The organism is Veillonella magna (assembly GCF_959600285.1).
Lineage (GTDB): Bacteria > Bacillota > Negativicutes > Veillonellales > Veillonellaceae > Veillonella_A > Veillonella_A magna.
Map to the genome: position 1 here is coordinate 1 of NZ_CAUGKU010000016.1, position 16,052 is coordinate 16,052.

The following is a 16,052-nucleotide window of genomic DNA, read 5'->3' on the forward strand; positions in this document are numbered from 1 at the left end:
TGATGCAAAGGAGATATTTTCATTTTAGGTTGTACTAAATATTGACATAGGACCAGTGTTGGTAGCTTCACCTGAGGATATATTTGTTGTATTCGATGTTGTGTCTATCGTATCAGATAGAATGCTATCCGCTTTAAAAGAAAGTCGTTTGGTAATCATAAAATCCCTCCTTACCGTAATAATACGAGGAAGGAGTGCGGCTTTCCTGTCCAACTTCTCAACTGTTCATTATTCTACGCTCAGTGTTAATACTTTCAGTGAGTGTTAATTCTTTCAGCAAGAGTTAATGCTTTCAGCGGTAGTTATTAAAGTCTATGCGCACATAGCTCAGCGGGCAAACCTTGCGAATGAATATTATAAAAAATAGTAGCAAGTTGTGTTTACATTTACCTTACTCACGGATGGTAATAAGTGGAGGGTAAGGAAACTGATATAGCAAATACCAAGGTAAATACTAGAGTAAGTACTACAGTAAGCACTATGGTAAGTACTACGGTAAGCACTATGGTAAGTACCACGGTAAGCACTATGGTAAGTACCACGGTAAGCACTATGGTAAACACTATGGTAAGTACCATGGTAACTATCAAGGAAAATTGATCGTATACGCCAGCTGCAGTTCGGATAGATGGTAAAAAAGTAGCGCAAGAATTTACCGTTCAACCGAACCACACACCGAGCCACACACCGAGCGCATTCCTAAACAAAACAATACAATACAAGACTATCTCTAAAGAAATAGTTAAAGAAAGGTATCGCAGCAAAAGCAAATAAAAAAACAGCTCCCTCGATTACTCGAGAGAGCCGTTCCTTCATGCGCCGAGAGTTTCATCTCGTTAAAATTACTCAGGATATGTAGTAGTAGCGAGGAGTAATCTTACGCATGTGTTTTACCATATTCAGTTACGCGTACACGCTGAACCGTTGGGTTACCGTCCTTATCCTTATGAACAGCATCGATACGGATGTATTTCAATTCAGGACCAAACTCTTTGACAAGCTTGCTCATTTCCTGATCGTTAGCACCCTTACCAAGCTGCATCATTCGATATACGATAGCGGCAAATTCATAACGGGTCATCATGCGATCGCCTTTGAAGAGACCATCCGGATAGCCTTCCACAATACCGTTGCCGGCAATCTTGGTTACGTATTCGTAAGCCCAATGGTTTTCAGCTACGTCCGGGAATAATTCGCTGAGCTGATCGTCAAAGTTCATGTTATGCATCTGTTTCAACCGTGCGATTTCTGCAGACTGTTTAGCCAACAATTCCTTCATGTCCCGCATTGTAGAAAACCTTTTTATGGCGCGAAATAATTAATGAACCATGTAATGCACGGTATACCAAACATATCGATAAGAAACGCACCGCACAACGGAACCACCAGGAATGCTTTTGTGGAAGGACCGAACCGTTCGGTTACGGCCGTCATATTGGCAATGGCATTCGGCGTAGCACCCAGTCCATGACCGGCCATACCGGCACAGATGATAGCTGCATCGTAGGTTTTCCCCAATACACGGAAGGCAATCACTACCGTATAGAACACCATGAAGAGAACTTGCGCAGCCAACACGATAATCATAGGCAGCGCTAAGTCTGCCAATTCCCACAGACGCAATGTCATGAGTGCCATAGAAAGGAAGATGCCCAAGCAAATTTCACCGATAAAATTAATGATGCCGTTGTCTAAATTCATCCAATGAAAATGATCGTTCAAATTGCGTACGACCACGGCAAAGAACATAGCTCCCACATAGCTGGGAAGGGCAATCGCCAAACTTGCCTTTAAAGTTGTTGTCACCCACAGGCCCACTGTCATACATACGGTGATGACCGCTGCATGTTGCATGAACAAAGACGCTGTCATATGCGTACCTTCCACGGCTTCTTCCGTTACCGCATCAGGATTTTCATCCAGTTCCGTAGAGGTAAGATTTCCTTTTTTAATTAAGTAGTTGGCAATCGGTCCCCCGATAAGACCGCCCGACACAAGACCGAAGGTAGCTGCCGCCATAGCGACTGCCGTAGCACCGTAAATGCCCATGGCTTCTACTTCCGGACCAAAGGCACCGGCTGCACCATGACCACCTTCCATAGATACCGCTCCCATCAATACACCGAGAAGCGGATGAATATCCAAGACCTCTGCTAAGGATACGCCGATAATATTTTGCATTAATGCCAGAATGGAACACAGCAACCAATAGAAGAACAGTATCTTACCGCCCTTTTTCACTAATTTCAAACTGGCAATCAAACCAATGGTAGTAAAGAATCCTAGCATCAACGGAGTTTGAAAGGTTGTGGTCATCTTTACGGCCATAAGTCCCGTTTGATGAAGAAACAAGGTGAGCAAGGAAAATAACAACCCACCCACAACCGGTGCAGGAATACAGAATCGCTGCAGTACGTATACACGCTGCACCAACCATCGACCGATGAGTAGTAAAATAATGGCCCATGCCAAGGTAGCCTCCATGCCAAGCGACAGCGTATACACGCCTTTTTCAATGCCAAAGGTCATACATAATCCCCCTTTTTGCAACATAACTTCTATATAGGTATGTAGGTATAAAAAAGGACCCCGCCTTAGGATTTGCAATGTCATTCCGAGGATATAACTTGCACTGCCTATAGGCGGGGTTCCTATCTCCGCTATCTTAGCCTGTACATGTCTTCGCGTGCCGACGCCGTTATAGGCAAACTGCAGTACAGTTGTCGTATAGCGGCCGTCCGGCCTAATTGACTAAGATTCTATGGTTAAAGTATAAAATGAAAGCGTCTGTAAAGCGTCATTGAATCGTCAAACTATAAATAATATATCCAATGTAAAGTAATATGCAGACTGCTACATATATTTTTTATCTACCGCTTACTTCATTTTAGTTACGGCTTACTTTATTTCAGCGACAGCTTACTTTATTCTTAAACTATGGTTTACTTTATTTCCTAATGTCCTTCCAATTGAAGAGCAGATTTAGAACAACTGACGTTAACGCACCGGTAACGATACCGCTTTCAAAGAGGATGCGCACGGACTGAGGAAATTGTCCGAAAAAGTTCGGTGTAATGGTAACGCCCAGCCCCAAGGTAATGGAGCAAGCCACGATAAGCATATTGTTGGAGTCGGAGAAATCTGCCTTGCCCAACATACGAATCCCGGCTGCACATACCATACCAAACATGGCTACCATAGCACCGCCTAATACAGCTGTCGGGATGATTGTCGCCAACGCAGCAAATTTAGGCAACAAGCCAAGGACTACCAACATGCAACCGCAAATGGTAACTACATTGGTGCCACGCACCTTGGATAATTGTACCAAGCCTACATTCTGCGAGAAAGTGGTATATGGGAAGGAGTTAAAGATACCGCCGATAATAGAAGCCAACCCTTCCGCACGATAGCCATGTGCCAAATCCTTTTCCGTCAGCTTGCGCCCACAAATTTCGCCCAATGCCAAGAACACGCCGGTAGATTCCACCATGCTCACCAAGGCTACGATAGTCATCGTCAAAATAGCGCTTACATTAAATACGGGCATACCGAATTGGAAAGGCATAACGATGTGTACCCACGATGCGTCCCGCACCGGCGTAAAATCCACGATGCCCAGCAAAATTCCGGCTACCGTCCCGGCGGCTAAGCCTAAGAGTACCGAGATAGCTTGAATATATCCTTTGAAGATACGATTTAAAAGCAAAATAAAAAGTAATACGCCAAAGCCTAACAGTAAATTCGTGGTGCTGCCAAAGTCCGGACTGCCTACGCCACCGGCTAAATTATTCATCGCCACCGGCACCAAGGTAACGCCGATAATGCTGACAATTGATCCCGTTACCACCGGAGGGAACAGTTTAACCAATTTGCCAAACCAATGAGAAATGATGAAGACGATTAAACCGGAAGTAATGATGGCTCCGTAAATGGCACCCATGCCAAACTCTTTACCGATGGAGATCATAGGGAATACCGCCGTAAATGTACAACCCAAAACCACCGGCAATCCAATGCCGAAGAACCGATTGCGCCATACCTGTAACAGCGTGGCAATCCCCGATGTCAACAAGTCCGCTCCGATGAGGAATGAAATTTGACTCACCGTCAGGTTCAGACTACTGCCTACGATTAACGGTACGATAACCGCCCCTGCATACATGGCTAACACATGTTGTAAACCGAGAAAAAAGGTTTGCCCCTTTTTATAATTTTCCATTGTTGAATGCTCCTTACTTATAAACCATACTTAACAAAAGATAGTATAGCGCAGGAGCTTATTTTTTTCAATCCTTATCTTGTAAAATAAAACCCCATTACAAGTAAAGACCATCCTATACAATTAAAAAGCTAACAGACATAGTGAATGTGCCCTACCATAAGGAATGTGGAGAAATCAAAATCATCTATGACTCTTCTGTCGTTTTCGGATGACGCGCCGAAAGCTCTACCGCCATTTTGCCTTTTCCCTTACCGTCGGGACTGCCATGCGTATAGCCGACGACATCGAAATATTCAGCACAAGCGTCGGCAATAGCTTCGTAGTTTTCATTTTTACTTTTCGTGCATGTTGACAGGTGCACTACATCTACGCCTTTTTTACGAAGGGTTTCGATTTTTTTAGCCAAGTCGCCACCGGAATGCGTCATCCCTACCAATTCCAATTCTTCATCGCCGTAACGGGCAAAGGAGTCCTTCTTTTCAAATAGCGCCCGTAAGCAACCGCCGCAAGAGCAACGCTGCATTGTATCTTCATTCACCAGAATAGCTACTTTTTTCATGTATATCACCTTCACTGAAAAACATAAAACAAAATCGTAAAGGTATTGTACCATATCTTCTTTCCTTAAACCTGTTGCCTTGAATACACTATCCTTCATATTTACTATAAAAATTTATCATATCTTGTCCTGCTCCGTGCGCCGTGGTACACTGAACTCCGATATATGACGACATACTAACTAATATATAAGATGTATAAAGGAGAGATTATGTTTACAGTAATAAAGAAATTAGAAATCAGCGCTTCTCACCAGCTTTCCTTAAGCTATCGTAGCAAGTGCGAAAATCTTCACGGTCATAATTGGATTATCCATGTCTATGCGCAAGCGGAAGAGCTGGATGAGAACGGAATGGTCATCGACTTCGGTCATATCAAGGAAGCTATTCACGGCCGTCTTGATCACAAACACATCAACAACATTCTAGGCGATATTAATCCTACCGCCGAGAACATGGCCAAGTGGATTGCCGATGAGCTTGGTGAAAAATGTGTAAAGGTAGTCGTTCAGGAGTCGGAAGGGAATGTAGCTATTTATGAGCGCTAATACTCACTCTGTTTTTTCTCAAACTGCAGTGCCTACACCATCGGCGATGACGCTAAACGTCGTTGAGCTATTCTCCTCTATCGAAGGCGAAGGATCACGGCAAGGCTTTCCTTGTTCCTTTCTGCGATTGTACGATTGTAACATTCGTTGCTCCTACTGTGATACCACCTACAGCTATGATGGTGCGCCTCATGAAAGTATGACCTTGGAAGAAGTCGCTCATGCACTTCGCCAAATGGGGCATCGCTATATTACCATCACCGGTGGCGAGCCTCTACTGCAAGCACCGGCGGTAGTCGCTTTGATTAAAATGCTTTCCGCCGAAGGTTCTTACGAGTTTAATATTGAAACCAACGGCACATTATTACCGCCGCTGATTACGGACAATGTATTTTATACCTACGACTACAAGTGCCCGTCCTCTCTCGTGGAAGACATGATGAACCTAGACGTGTTTCAGCATATGACCTCTCGCGATGTGTTGAAATTTGTGGTCGGTTCCATTGATGACTTATACACGATGAGAGACATCATTGCCACCTATCACCCGATAGCATCGGTATTTGTGTCGCCGGTGTTCGGCGCCATCGAACCTAAAACAATCGTTGAATTTTTACTGGAACACAAGCTGGATGATGTGAGGGTACAGTTGCAAATTCACAAATTTATTTGGGATCCTTCAGCCACAGGTGTTTAACTATAAAGAAAAGAGGATACTCTCCTAGGAAGCCAGGTCTTACGAATGGCATTCTACGGAGAGTATCCTCTTTTTCTTATTGCTATACACGTTAATGGGTAAGGCTTCCCAACTAATGTGATTTGCAACCGTATGTATTGCAGAAGGAACTTTTTTTTATATCTCATCACACGGTATTACCGAATGCTCCAATAAATCCGCTATACCGGTAGGTCTACGGAGAGTATCCTCTTTTTCTTACTACTATATACGTTAATGGCTTAGACCTCACAACTAATGTGATTTGCAACCGTATGTATTGCAGAAGGAACTTTTTTTATATCTCATCACACGGTATTACCAAATGCTCCAATAAATCCGCTATACCGGTAGGTCTACGGAGAGTATCCTCTTTTTCTTACTACTATATACGTTAATGGCTTAGGCCTCCCAACTCATTCCACCAATCAAGCCTATCGTTTTCATATGCAATCACCTCCTACTATCAATATACCATTCTTATACACCTCCTCACAATATATAGTCATTCCTCACTCATCGCAAGAAAAAGCGGTATAGTAGCTACGAAGAATTTTTCTTTCTTTCTTCCGTAATAATTGCCCCTCGACTACATTCGGTATAGGGAATAATAAAAGGCTATCTATTCTGCGTAGAATGTCATTCGCAAGGCCTGACTTCCTAGCAGAATAGATAGCCTTCTTGTTCTTATAACGGTAATAGTATCGAGGGACTATGTTACACTTCCTCTTCGTATATCCCCAATTTTTTCAACCAATACCGCGAGTAGATTGCTCCCAAGGGATTATGTGCCAACACGCGATCCTTAGCAACCAAAACCGTCACCGGTACGGAGCTGGCATGGTTGAATATAGCATCATGACCTACGCAAAGTCCCATGGATACATTAAACTCAACGCCGGCTTCTTCCAAAAGCTTTGCCTGCATCGCCGGGTTACACATGGACTCCCGTGCGCCTTCCTTAATCTGTTGCAGTCCCAGCTTTGCCTTATCTACTCCGCACACTTTACAGATAACGGACTCTACTTCAAAAAACTTGCGAAAATACGCTTCAACCAAACGTGCTTCCCGATGAACACCGACGCAAAAGGCTAACCCGATTTTCTTATAGCCCATGTACTGGCAGAATTGTCTTGTTTCTTCAATGCGCGTCAGCTCGTTGTAAAAGTTTCCTTCCGTGCAAGCGGCGCATTCCATAATCTGCTGCGTCTCACCTTCATAGGCCGATGCAATAGTCGTAAATTCTTTGTCCGTACAATTTTGTCCCAGCTTTGCACAATTTTTTGTCATACACTGTGCACATTTCATACGATGACCCCCTTTGCCTATATCCTAATCCTAAATTGTATCCCTTAATTACTTGCCTTCCTCCAAACGAGTAATATCCGGATCACGTCCTATAATCATCAGTGTATCCGTCCCTCGCAGCGGGTCGTTCGGATCCGGCGGCGCCAATACATCATTATCCCGTTTGATGGCCACTACATTGACATTGTATTTGGCACGAATATTGGCTTCAATCAATGTCTTGCCCTGCAAGAACGCCGGTGTTTCCATTTCTACTAAACCGATATCTTTGGAAAGCTGCAAATAGTCGATGACATGTTCGCGTACCAACATCTGTGCCACGCGCAAGGCCATATCCGATTCCGGATAGATTACCAAATCGACACCGATTTTTTCTAACAATCGTCCCTGCAACGTGCTCTGCGCTTTTGCCACAATATACTTGGCTCCAATCTCCTTTACCAGCATGGCAGTCATCAAGTTGCCCTGCACATTATCCCCAATGCCAATGACTACATCATCAAACTGATTAAGGCTTAATGCGCGCAGTGCGTCTTCATCACTGGTATCGGCCACAACAGCATGCGTCACATACGGGCTGATACGCTGTACGGTTTCTTCATTAATATCTACGCCTAATACTTCATGACCTTGCGCGGATAATGTCTTGGCTACGGTTGCTCCGAATCGTCCCAAACCGATGACGGCCACCGCTTGTTTATTCATAGCCTCACCTTCTTCTATTTCATTTTTTATTTCATTCTTTTATTTCATTCGTCTTTTTATTTCCGTTTGTATTTTATTCTTCTTTTACAACAGCACATTACCTTCCGGATACGAAATGGGTCGTGGCGGCTGATGGCGCAAGGCCACCGAACCGATGAGCGCCAACACACCGATACGCCCGCTGAACATAACAACAATCAAGGTCCATTTGCTAATATCGGAAAGCTCCATGGTAATCCCTCGCGAAAGACCTACCGTAGCAAAGGCCGATGTCACTTCAAAGGTAATATCTAAAAAGCGATAGCTTTCTACCCATGCCAATATACCGGTTGCCACAATAATAAGCAGCGTCGAGAAAAACATAATGCCAAAGGCTTTCACAATATGCTGCTGTGATAAACGCCGTTTAAACAATTCCACATCGTGACGCGGTGAAAAAATCGACATGGCTGCTACCCAAACTACAACCATGGTTGTTATTTTTACACCGCCACCGGTCGAGTTAGGTCCGGCGCCGATAAACATTAAAACCATTGTTAAAAAGGCTGTGTTTGCATGCACCGCGCCATAATCAATCGTAGCCAGGCCGGCCGTACGCGGCGTAACTGCCTGAAAGAATGCTGCCTGCAGTTTATCGGTTATGCTCAGCGGTCCCAAGGTAAGCGGGTTGTTCCATTCCATTCCCAATACGCCGACGGTTCCCAACACCAATAGTGCCAAGGTACCTACCAACATCACCTTAGTGTGAAGCGCAAAGAAGACAAAGCCTCGCTTGCGATTGGCCCACATATCAAAAATCGCCATATAGCCAAAGCCGCCTACAATAATAAGGATACAGGTATTTATCGTAAACACCCAGTCCGTCACCATGGCATAGGGCAAGGCATTATCAAAAAAGACAAAGCCGGCGTTACAAAATGACGAAACGGCTTGCATAAAGCCTACATAATACGCCTCGCTGCCGATATACGGATAAAGTTGCCACACATACACGACGCCTCCCAGTGCTTCGACGCCAAATGTCAAATAGGCTACGCGCTTAGCAATGCGCAAAATCCCACGCAGTCCGTCTTGTCCTAAATCCTCTTGCAGTAGTAATCGACTTTGCAATCCAATGCGCTGTCCAAAGAGGAATGCCACCAGCGTCGTAAATGTCATAATCCCCAAGCCACCCAGTTGAATGAGGATGGTCATGATAACACGTCCCGTCAAAGACCAATGGGTATACGTATCTACACTGGCCAATCCCGTTACGGATACACAGGACACCGCCGTGAAGGCTGCATCGACAAAGCGCGTCGTTTCACCGGGACGAGCCGACACAGGCAACAGTAACAGCAAGGTACCTACTAACATAGTAATTAAAAAGCTGGCTGCCAACATGCGATACGGGTTGATACTCCGCATCCGATCTTGATGCCATTTCGTATGTATACTCGGTTGATACATAATCATTCCTTCCCGTCGTCTTCATATGTTCTTGTAAGTAATAGCAAAAATGCACATCTCCCCACTGTCGTCGGGAAACGTGCATCCTCCTATACTATTACGCGCGCATCATTACGAAATCATGCGCTGACACCACATTATAAGTGGAAGGTCCAACCTGTATCGTCATCCTCTTCTTCTTGAACGATTTTTTCCGGTACCGACTTAGTGATTACCGTACCATCCAATGCGTTAAGGATTACGTCCACTTTTTCATCGTTATTGATAACCTTCACTTCGTAAGTAACCTTACCGTCTTCTGCTTTAAGTTCCCAGCTTTTGGAAATAGCGCTGTCGCCGACAGCTGCTCTGGCAATCGCTTCCGCCTTATGCGGATCAATTACATCGAGAGGGTTAAAAATTTTAGACGGAATATTTTTTTCGCGACCGTCCTCTTCTTCCTTAAGAATTTTGCCGGTGATTACATCCACCTTAATCGTATAGGTATGCTTTGTCGTATAACCTTCTACTTCATAGGCAAAGCGACCATAGTCCGTATCAAGTTCGATGGAATGAATCGCAGAGTTTGCGTATTTCCCAAGGAAAATCGCTGCTACTTCATTCATTGTAAGTACCATGGACTTGCGCGGCGCTTCTACTGTTGCCGCTGTTGTATCTCCTGACGGTGCAGACGTCGTTGCCGCCGGAGTCGTAGGAGCTGTTGCCGTCGGATCGGCTGCCTGTACACCGGTTGCACCAAAGCCTACGGCGAACATACCGGCCATCACCATAGATAGCATCTTTTTATTCATAGAGCGTACCTCCTGATTTCCTGTTGTCATCTTTCACAGTTATTGCCTATAGTATATCATGATTTATCAATTACGGACAATACGCTAAACATCTCTCCTTTTACCGCTCTATCCTGCGTTTCCTACGCTGTCACTATGCGTGACAACATATAGAAAACCGAAAGCTTTAATCTGTCCCCATTAAAGCTTTCGTTCCAAACGGCGGCCGATATCTTCCATAAACAGTTTATACAAGGTACCCGCCAGCGGTACGCTAAACAAAATTCCCGGTACACCGTACAAGGTGCCGCCGATAGTGATGGCTGCAAATACCCAAATACCCGGCAGTCCTACCGATCCGCCTACAATGCGCGGATAGATAACATTGCCTTCGATTTGTTGCATAACCACGAGGATTACCACGAATAGCGCTGCCTGCATAGGGCTCACCGCCAACAGCATAATAATGCCGATAGCTCCCCCCAGATATGCGCCCAGTAAAGGAATGAGTGCCGTCAGCCCCACCACGCAGCCAATGGTCAACGCATAGGACAGACCGAACAGCCATAAACCGATGCCTACCATAATTCCTAAAATCAAAGCATCTAAAAACTGTCCGATAAAAAAGCTACTGAAGGTTTGACTCGTCACCTGCCATACATAGCCGATGCGATCCGTTGTTTTTTCGCTGCAATAGGCTTTGCCGATACGCTTAGCCTGTGAGCGCAAGCGTTCTTGATCAAGCAAAATATAAATGGCGAAGATTAATCCTACCACAAAATTAAATACCATTTCTACGGCAGAGCTCATCGTATGCATGACATACTTACCGCCTTCCGCTCCCAAATCACTGATGTAGGTAACCACACTGTTCGGCGAAATGGAATGAATAATATCCGGTCGCAATACATCGGGATTCTCTGCGATAATCGTATTAATCCATTGTTCTGTAGCATGATAAATCTGCGGGGTTGCTTTCACTACAATGCCCAGCGAAGCGATGAGCTGCGGCACCGCCATTCGTGCCACAAAGAAAATGGCTAACAAAATAGCAACTATGGCAAGCACAATACATACCGGTCGCCGCGATGCCGCTTTCCAACCATCTACTGCGGTGGGAAAATAAATCCGTTCAAAGCGCTTGACGATAATCTGCAAAATAAATGCCATCAATACGCCCCATACCAAAGGAATCAGCGCATCAAACACCGCACTGCCAAAGGTAATAACCGTTGAAAAACGCAGGGCCGCTAAAAATACGGCCCCTGCAATCAACATTAAATAGACTATATGTTTATACTGCCTCCAAAATCCCATACCCACCTCCGGCATGACTACGCAAAGAGCGCCGTCAAGGACTGATCATCCAATAACGTGCCTACCGTGAAGGAGCCGAAGAGACCAAAGCGGGCACTTACTTCGTCAAAGCGCATTTCATACACAATCTTCTTGAACTGCACCACATCATCGGACATGAGGGTAATGCCCCATTCCCAATCATCTAAACCGCATGCGCCGGTCGTAAATTCCTTGATTACGTCTTCATATTTTCGTCCGATTTGTCCATGGGACCGCATCATACGACCTCGTTCGGCGCGATCAGTCATGAACCAGTTATCACCTTGTTCACGTTTTTTACTCATAGGATAAAAGCACATGTAACGAAGGCGCGGAATTTTCGGATACAGTCGTTCCTGCACGCGCGGATGATTGATATCGAACTGCATATAATTGCTTACTTCAATAACCGACACAAACGAAGACGTTGCTTCCAGTACAGCGGCTATCTTCAGTTTATGAAGACGTGTCTTCACAGCGTTAACCTCTTCCAAGGTAGGCTGTAAGATCCAAAGGAGCAAATCCCCCTTTTCTCCACTGGCATTATATAATGCGTAACTGGATTTGTGAGCTTCGTGTTCTTTCTCAAGATCCGCAATGAATCGTTTAAACTCCAACAATGCCGCCTTGCGTTCCGTTGCTGTCCAAGACTGCCACATTTGGAAATTAATACGATAGGTCGCATGCAAACTAAACCAACCTTCATAGGTCAATACGGCCTTGGGCTGTTCCTCGTTGGCTGCTCCGGGCATTCCCGGATGACCGGGATGGCCACCATGACCATGCACGGCGCTGTGCCCACCGTGCATAAGCGGACGACCACCATGACCTTTTTCTTGCACATTATTTCTATCTTCGCTCATTGGTTATACCTCCTTTTTCAATCGGTCTACCAATTCCTTTGCCTGTCGCACACCGTCCGGCATGCCTACACCATCAAAGGGGGTGCCGATAACGTCAAGTCCCGGATACGTCCGGGCTACATGTTCCTTAATGCGTCCTACCAATTCGCGATGCCCTACTTTATACTGTGGCATGCTCTTGTTAAGGCGCGTAATTTCAATCCACAGCGGCATAGCCGTAAATCCCATTATGCGTTGAATTTCATGCAATGCCACTTTTTTTAATTCTTCCTCGTCCATGCGCTGTACCGTATCATCACCGGCTTTACCGAGGAAAACTCGAAGCACGATTTTATCGGCCGGTGTCGTCTGTGGCCATTTTGAACTGATATACGTGCAAGCCGTCAACGGTGTATCGGTCTTACGAGTAATTACAAAGCCCGTACCGTTCAACGGCGCATCGAAGGCGCTTCGTTCAAATGCCATGACCGCAATCGCACATGACGATAAATCCATGTTCATCAGCTCCGCCATAGCGGCATCATCGCTGAACCAAGCCCGATATGCCTGTGGCGGCGTCGTAATAATCACGCGATCATAACGAGTAGTCCTGTCTTTTGCTGTGACTACAAAACCGTCTTCTTTTTTTATCGCCGTCACTGCCGCATTCCCGTAAAGGGTTACATTCTCCGGCATAGACTCTACCAAGGCATCAATAATCGATTCCAAACCGCCCGTCACTTGACGGAACTGTCCTTGCGGCACTGCTCCTTTAGGACGCATCGCCGCCCGTTGCTTACGCGCTGCCAGCATGCCTTTTACCATATTGCCGGCTTTGCGTTCCAGCGCATGAAATTCCGGGAAGGTCGCATCAAGACTAAGTTCATAAATATCACCGCCGTAAATACCGGACAGCAGCGGCTCGATAAGCTTATCCATCATTTCCTGCCCTAAATGATAGCGGAAAAAATCACCGATAGATACATCGCCATCCGTTGGATACGGAGAGGTGAAGTAATCCCGCATGGCTCGTACTTTTCCGCTCCAGGATATGAGAGTCGACATGGCAAAAGGAATAAATTCCGTCGGTATCCCTACAATGGATCCGCCAGGGATAGGATACATTTTTGTTCGATCGTAAATATACGCTTGTCCGGTGGCATTCGATACAATCGTATCGCTGAGGCCGACATCGTTAATGAGTTCCGTCATCGCTGTCTTTCGGGCCAAATATGAATCCGGTCCAATTTCCACCACATAACCATCTACTCGCTTTGTTTTTATTTTACCGCCAAAACGTGCTTCCTTTTCATACACATCTATTTGCCAGTTCGGCTTTTCCTTTGCCAAATAATAGGCAGTGGAAAGACCTGTCAGTCCTCCGCCAATCACCGCCACTCGACTCATTCTATCACCTCTGTTGTTCGATTCCCGTGCGTAACACCGCCCGATGCATAGCCTCTATAAATGTAGCATTGGTATTTGGCATATCTACGCGTGTATATGCAAGATTCAATGTATCGCACAAGGCTTTACATTCAATATCATTATCATAAAGTACTTCCAAATGGTCGCATACAAAACCGATAGGCACATATACGACCGTGCGCACAGTCGGATCATCGGCTACCTCTTTCGTCACCGTCGCCACATCCGGCGTCAGCCAGTCACCGCGTACGCCGGCACTTTGCCACGCCATGTGATACGAGGTAAGCCCTACTTCTTCGGCCACTCGCTTAGCCGTTGCCTCGATACGCGCCGGATAGCTATCCCCCATATGGATAACATGATACGGCAAACTGTGTGCCGTAAATATAACGGCCACCGATGCATCACGGCCCGTAGTAGACAGCGTCTTCTCCAATGCATTCGTCCAATAGTGTATAAATTCCGGTTCTTCGTTCCACGCTTGTACTTCGTGTAACGTCAAACCATAACGTGCTGCACGTCGACGGGCACGTTCAAAATAGGCAGCAGTAGAAAATAAGGAAAAATACGGCGCCATAACAATCGTAGCCGCTTCCGTAATACCTGCTTCTGCCATTTCCGTTACCGCATCTTCTATAAATGGTGCGCAATGCTTATGTCCCGTAAACAGACGATACCGCACAGTCGTAGCTGATGCATTCAACGCGTCAGCCAGTGCTTGCGCCTGTGCCGCCGTCAAAGCGGCTAGCGGCGATGTGCCGCCGATGGCCCGATATCTTTTTTTCAATCGTTCCACTTCGGCTGCCGTCGGTGGATAGCCTCGCCGTATATGCGTGTAATACGGCATAATATCTTCTTCTCGCAAGGGAGTGCCATAGTCTAAAACTAACAGCCCCACTACCTGCGATGTTTCATCTCGTTCTTTCATTATTTTGCTGTAACCTCGTGTACATATGCGGTAATCCGCTTCAACACATCAGGATCGGCTTCGGGCACAACACCGTGACCCAAATTAAAAATGTGTTTGCCGTGTGCTTTTCCTTCTTCCAAAATCCGATCGATTTCTCGACGAATAATCGGCCAATCCGCAAACAAATAGGCCGGATCGAGATTGCCCTGTAAGGTCTGCGCAATTCCCATTTCGCTGGCTTCTGCCACCGTGCAACGCCAATCTAAACCGATTACATCCAGCGGCAGCTTACGCCAAAGCGACAACAAATGTCCGGTACCGACACCGAACATAGTAATCGGTACTTCCGGATACTGCTGTTTCAATGTGCCAATAATCCGCTCCATCCAGGGAAAAATCCGCACTTCGTATTCGGCACGGTTTACCGCCCCTACCCAAGAATCAAAGATCTGTATGGCTGCGGCACCGGCCTTAATCTGCGCTCCCAAGTAGGCAATCGTCATCTGCGTCAGCTTATCCATCAACGCATCCCAAATATCAGGACGACATACCAGCATTTGTCGCGTCTTATTATAATTTTTGGAGGGACCGCCTTCAATCATATAACTGGCCAAGGTAAACGGCGCACCACCGAAACCTATTAGTGGTACCTGTAGCATTTCCTCGGTTAACAGACGAATAGTTTCTATCATATACGGCAATTCGCCTTCTACATCAAGTGCGCGCAGCCTCGCCACATCCTCCATGGACCGTATGGGATTAGCAATCACCGGTCCCACACCGGCTTTAATATCCACATCCACCCCGATAGGTACCAACGGCGTCATAATGTCTTTATACAAAATAGCCGCATCCACATTGTACTCATCTACCGGCAACTTTGTTATATACGCACAAAGCTCCGGTTGGCGCGTAATTTCAAACAGGGAATATTTGGCTTTAATCCTTCTGTATTCGGCCTGACTCCGACCGGCTTGGCGCATAAACCACACCGGCGTGTGTTGCGGCACCTCGCCGCGAATCATTGTTACGTATGTATTATTCATTGGTATCTTCTTTCTGATTAAGTAATATCTCCATTAATCATACCATTTCCATCAACAAATGAAAATAGATATATTTTAGTCATCTCTCTATGATAAAACAGTACTCTGTTCTATCGAGTGACAACTATTCTTTTCTATTGATAATAAAAAGGGACACAACAAAATGCGATACCTCCCATTTTGTTATGTCCTATACCTTGTTTTGAATTAT

17 protein-coding genes are annotated in these 16,052 nt (G+C 45.6%); 3 read left to right on the forward strand and 14 right to left on the reverse strand.

Annotated elements, in window-relative coordinates; all coding sequences use genetic code 11:
- Positions 1 to 24 precede the first annotated feature (24 nt).
- Entirely contained in the window at positions 25 to 159 is a 135-nt protein-coding gene (locus Q5873_RS08610; RefSeq protein WP_288302196.1) for a hypothetical protein, read from the reverse strand.
- Positions 160 to 411: 252 nt separating this feature from the next.
- Here Q5873_RS08610 and Q5873_RS08615 point away from each other — a divergent pair, with 252 nt between their 5' ends.
- Positions 412 to 600, forward strand: coding sequence for a hypothetical protein (locus tag Q5873_RS08615; RefSeq protein WP_303060454.1), 189 nt, complete (start codon positions 412 to 414; stop codon positions 598 to 600).
- Positions 601 to 877: 277 nt separating this feature from the next.
- On the opposite strand, the gene Q5873_RS08620 is transcribed toward Q5873_RS08615, so the two are convergent.
- The 4 genes from Q5873_RS08620 to Q5873_RS08635 all read right to left on the reverse strand — a co-directional run bounded on the left by Q5873_RS08620 (position 878) and on the right by Q5873_RS08635 (position 4,784).
- Complete coding sequence (locus tag Q5873_RS08620) at positions 878 to 1,288, reverse strand: S-layer homology domain-containing protein (protein WP_288302197.1); 411 nt, start codon at positions 1,286 to 1,288, stop codon at positions 878 to 880.
- Positions 1,289 to 1,302: 14 nt separating this feature from the next.
- A complete protein-coding gene (gene gltS, locus Q5873_RS08625) occupies positions 1,303 to 2,529 on the reverse strand; it encodes a sodium/glutamate symporter (RefSeq protein WP_303060455.1) in 1,227 nt (408 codons plus the stop codon).
- A 418-nt stretch (positions 2,530 to 2,947) separates the two neighbouring features.
- Positions 2,948 to 4,222: a nucleobase:cation symporter-2 family protein gene (locus Q5873_RS08630; protein WP_303060456.1), complete on the reverse strand. Its 1,275-nt coding sequence runs from the start codon at positions 4,220 to 4,222 to the stop codon at positions 2,948 to 2,950.
- Between the two features lie 187 nt (positions 4,223 to 4,409).
- Complete coding sequence (locus Q5873_RS08635) at positions 4,410 to 4,784, reverse strand: CGGC domain-containing protein (RefSeq protein ID WP_288302198.1); 375 nt, start codon at positions 4,782 to 4,784, stop codon at positions 4,410 to 4,412.
- Positions 4,785 to 4,994: 210 nt separating this feature from the next.
- On the opposite strand from Q5873_RS08635, the gene queD reads away from it, so the two are divergent.
- Positions 4,995 to 5,330 carry a 6-carboxytetrahydropterin synthase QueD gene (gene queD / locus Q5873_RS08640; RefSeq protein ID WP_028255180.1) on the forward strand — a complete coding sequence of 112 codons (336 nt, stop codon included), beginning with the start codon at positions 4,995 to 4,997 and terminating at the stop codon, positions 5,328 to 5,330.
- Positions 5,331 to 5,376: 46 nt separating this feature from the next.
- On the forward strand, positions 5,377 to 6,027 hold the full coding sequence (locus Q5873_RS08645; RefSeq protein ID WP_288190023.1) for a radical SAM protein: 651 nt from the start codon (positions 5,377 to 5,379) through the stop codon (positions 6,025 to 6,027).
- Between the two features lie 735 nt (positions 6,028 to 6,762).
- Here Q5873_RS08645 and Q5873_RS08650 read toward each other — a convergent pair.
- From Q5873_RS08650 to hemE, 9 genes are all read right to left on the reverse strand, one after another.
- A complete protein-coding gene (locus Q5873_RS08650) occupies positions 6,763 to 7,353 on the reverse strand; it encodes a DUF1847 domain-containing protein (RefSeq protein WP_028255182.1) in 591 nt (196 codons plus the stop codon).
- Positions 7,354 to 7,401: 48 nt separating this feature from the next.
- The gene (locus Q5873_RS08655; protein ID WP_028255183.1) at positions 7,402 to 8,058 is read right to left on the reverse strand and encodes a potassium channel family protein; all 657 of its coding nucleotides are present in this window, start codon (positions 8,056 to 8,058) and stop codon (positions 7,402 to 7,404) included.
- Positions 8,059 to 8,142: 84 nt separating this feature from the next.
- The gene (locus Q5873_RS08660; RefSeq protein WP_407448253.1) at positions 8,143 to 9,507 is read right to left on the reverse strand and encodes a TrkH family potassium uptake protein; all 1,365 of its coding nucleotides are present in this window, start codon (positions 9,505 to 9,507) and stop codon (positions 8,143 to 8,145) included.
- Positions 9,508 to 9,644: 137 nt separating this feature from the next.
- On the reverse strand, positions 9,645 to 10,298 hold the full coding sequence (locus Q5873_RS08665; protein WP_303060457.1) for a PepSY domain-containing protein: 654 nt from the start codon (positions 10,296 to 10,298) through the stop codon (positions 9,645 to 9,647).
- Positions 10,299 to 10,478: 180 nt separating this feature from the next.
- Positions 10,479 to 11,594: an AI-2E family transporter gene (locus Q5873_RS08670; protein WP_288190013.1), complete on the reverse strand. Its 1,116-nt coding sequence runs from the start codon at positions 11,592 to 11,594 to the stop codon at positions 10,479 to 10,481.
- Between the two features lie 17 nt (positions 11,595 to 11,611).
- Positions 11,612 to 12,478, reverse strand: a complete 867-nt coding sequence (hemQ, locus tag Q5873_RS08675; RefSeq protein ID WP_276627012.1) for a hydrogen peroxide-dependent heme synthase — start codon at positions 12,476 to 12,478, stop codon at positions 11,612 to 11,614.
- Positions 12,479 to 12,481: 3 nt separating this feature from the next.
- Positions 12,482 to 13,864 (reverse strand): protoporphyrinogen oxidase, encoded by a 1,383-nt coding sequence (hemG, locus tag Q5873_RS08680; RefSeq protein WP_303060458.1) that lies wholly within the window; start codon positions 13,862 to 13,864, stop codon positions 12,482 to 12,484.
- A 4-nt stretch (positions 13,865 to 13,868) separates the two neighbouring features.
- Entirely contained in the window at positions 13,869 to 14,813 is a 945-nt protein-coding gene (hemH, locus tag Q5873_RS08685; protein ID WP_303060459.1) for a ferrochelatase, read from the reverse strand.
- The gene (gene hemE / locus Q5873_RS08690) at positions 14,813 to 15,841 is read right to left on the reverse strand and encodes a uroporphyrinogen decarboxylase (protein WP_288302204.1); all 1,029 of its coding nucleotides are present in this window, start codon (positions 15,839 to 15,841) and stop codon (positions 14,813 to 14,815) included. The genes hemH and hemE overlap by 1 nt, the downstream gene beginning before the upstream one ends.
- Positions 15,842 to 16,052 lie beyond the last annotated feature (211 nt).

Coding starts and splice junctions, on each gene's coding strand:
- Q5873_RS08610 (WP_288302196.1), bottom strand. CDS start 159: ATGATTACCAAACGACTTTCTTTTAAAGCGGATAGCATTCTATCTGAT.
- Q5873_RS08620 (WP_288302197.1), bottom strand. CDS start 1,288: ATGCGGGACATGAAGGAATTGTTGGCTAAACAGTCTGCAGAAATCGCA.
- gltS (WP_303060455.1), bottom strand. CDS start 2,529: ATGACCTTTGGCATTGAAAAAGGCGTGTATACGCTGTCGCTTGGCATG.
- Q5873_RS08630 (WP_303060456.1), bottom strand. CDS start 4,222: ATGGAAAATTATAAAAAGGGGCAAACCTTTTTTCTCGGTTTACAACAT.
- Q5873_RS08635 (WP_288302198.1), bottom strand. CDS start 4,784: ATGAAAAAAGTAGCTATTCTGGTGAATGAAGATACAATGCAGCGTTGC.
- queD (WP_028255180.1), top strand. CDS start 4,995: ATGTTTACAGTAATAAAGAAATTAGAAATCAGCGCTTCTCACCAGCTT.
- Q5873_RS08645 (WP_288190023.1), top strand. CDS start 5,377: ATGACGCTAAACGTCGTTGAGCTATTCTCCTCTATCGAAGGCGAAGGA.
- Q5873_RS08650 (WP_028255182.1), bottom strand. CDS start 7,353: ATGAAATGTGCACAGTGTATGACAAAAAATTGTGCAAAGCTGGGACAA.
- Q5873_RS08655 (WP_028255183.1), bottom strand. CDS start 8,058: ATGAATAAACAAGCGGTGGCCGTCATCGGTTTGGGACGATTCGGAGCA.
- Q5873_RS08660 (WP_407448253.1), bottom strand. CDS start 9,507: ATGTATCAACCGAGTATACATACGAAATGGCATCAAGATCGGATGCGG.
- Q5873_RS08665 (WP_303060457.1), bottom strand. CDS start 10,298: ATGAATAAAAAGATGCTATCTATGGTGATGGCCGGTATGTTCGCCGTA.
- Q5873_RS08670 (WP_288190013.1), bottom strand. CDS start 11,594: ATGGGATTTTGGAGGCAGTATAAACATATAGTCTATTTAATGTTGATT.
- hemQ (WP_276627012.1), bottom strand. CDS start 12,478: ATGAGCGAAGATAGAAATAATGTGCAAGAAAAAGGTCATGGTGGTCGT.
- hemG (WP_303060458.1), bottom strand. CDS start 13,864: ATGAGTCGAGTGGCGGTGATTGGCGGAGGACTGACAGGTCTTTCCACT.
- hemH (WP_303060459.1), bottom strand. CDS start 14,813: ATGAAAGAACGAGATGAAACATCGCAGGTAGTGGGGCTGTTAGTTTTA.
- hemE (WP_288302204.1), bottom strand. CDS start 15,841: ATGAATAATACATACGTAACAATGATTCGCGGCGAGGTGCCGCAACAC.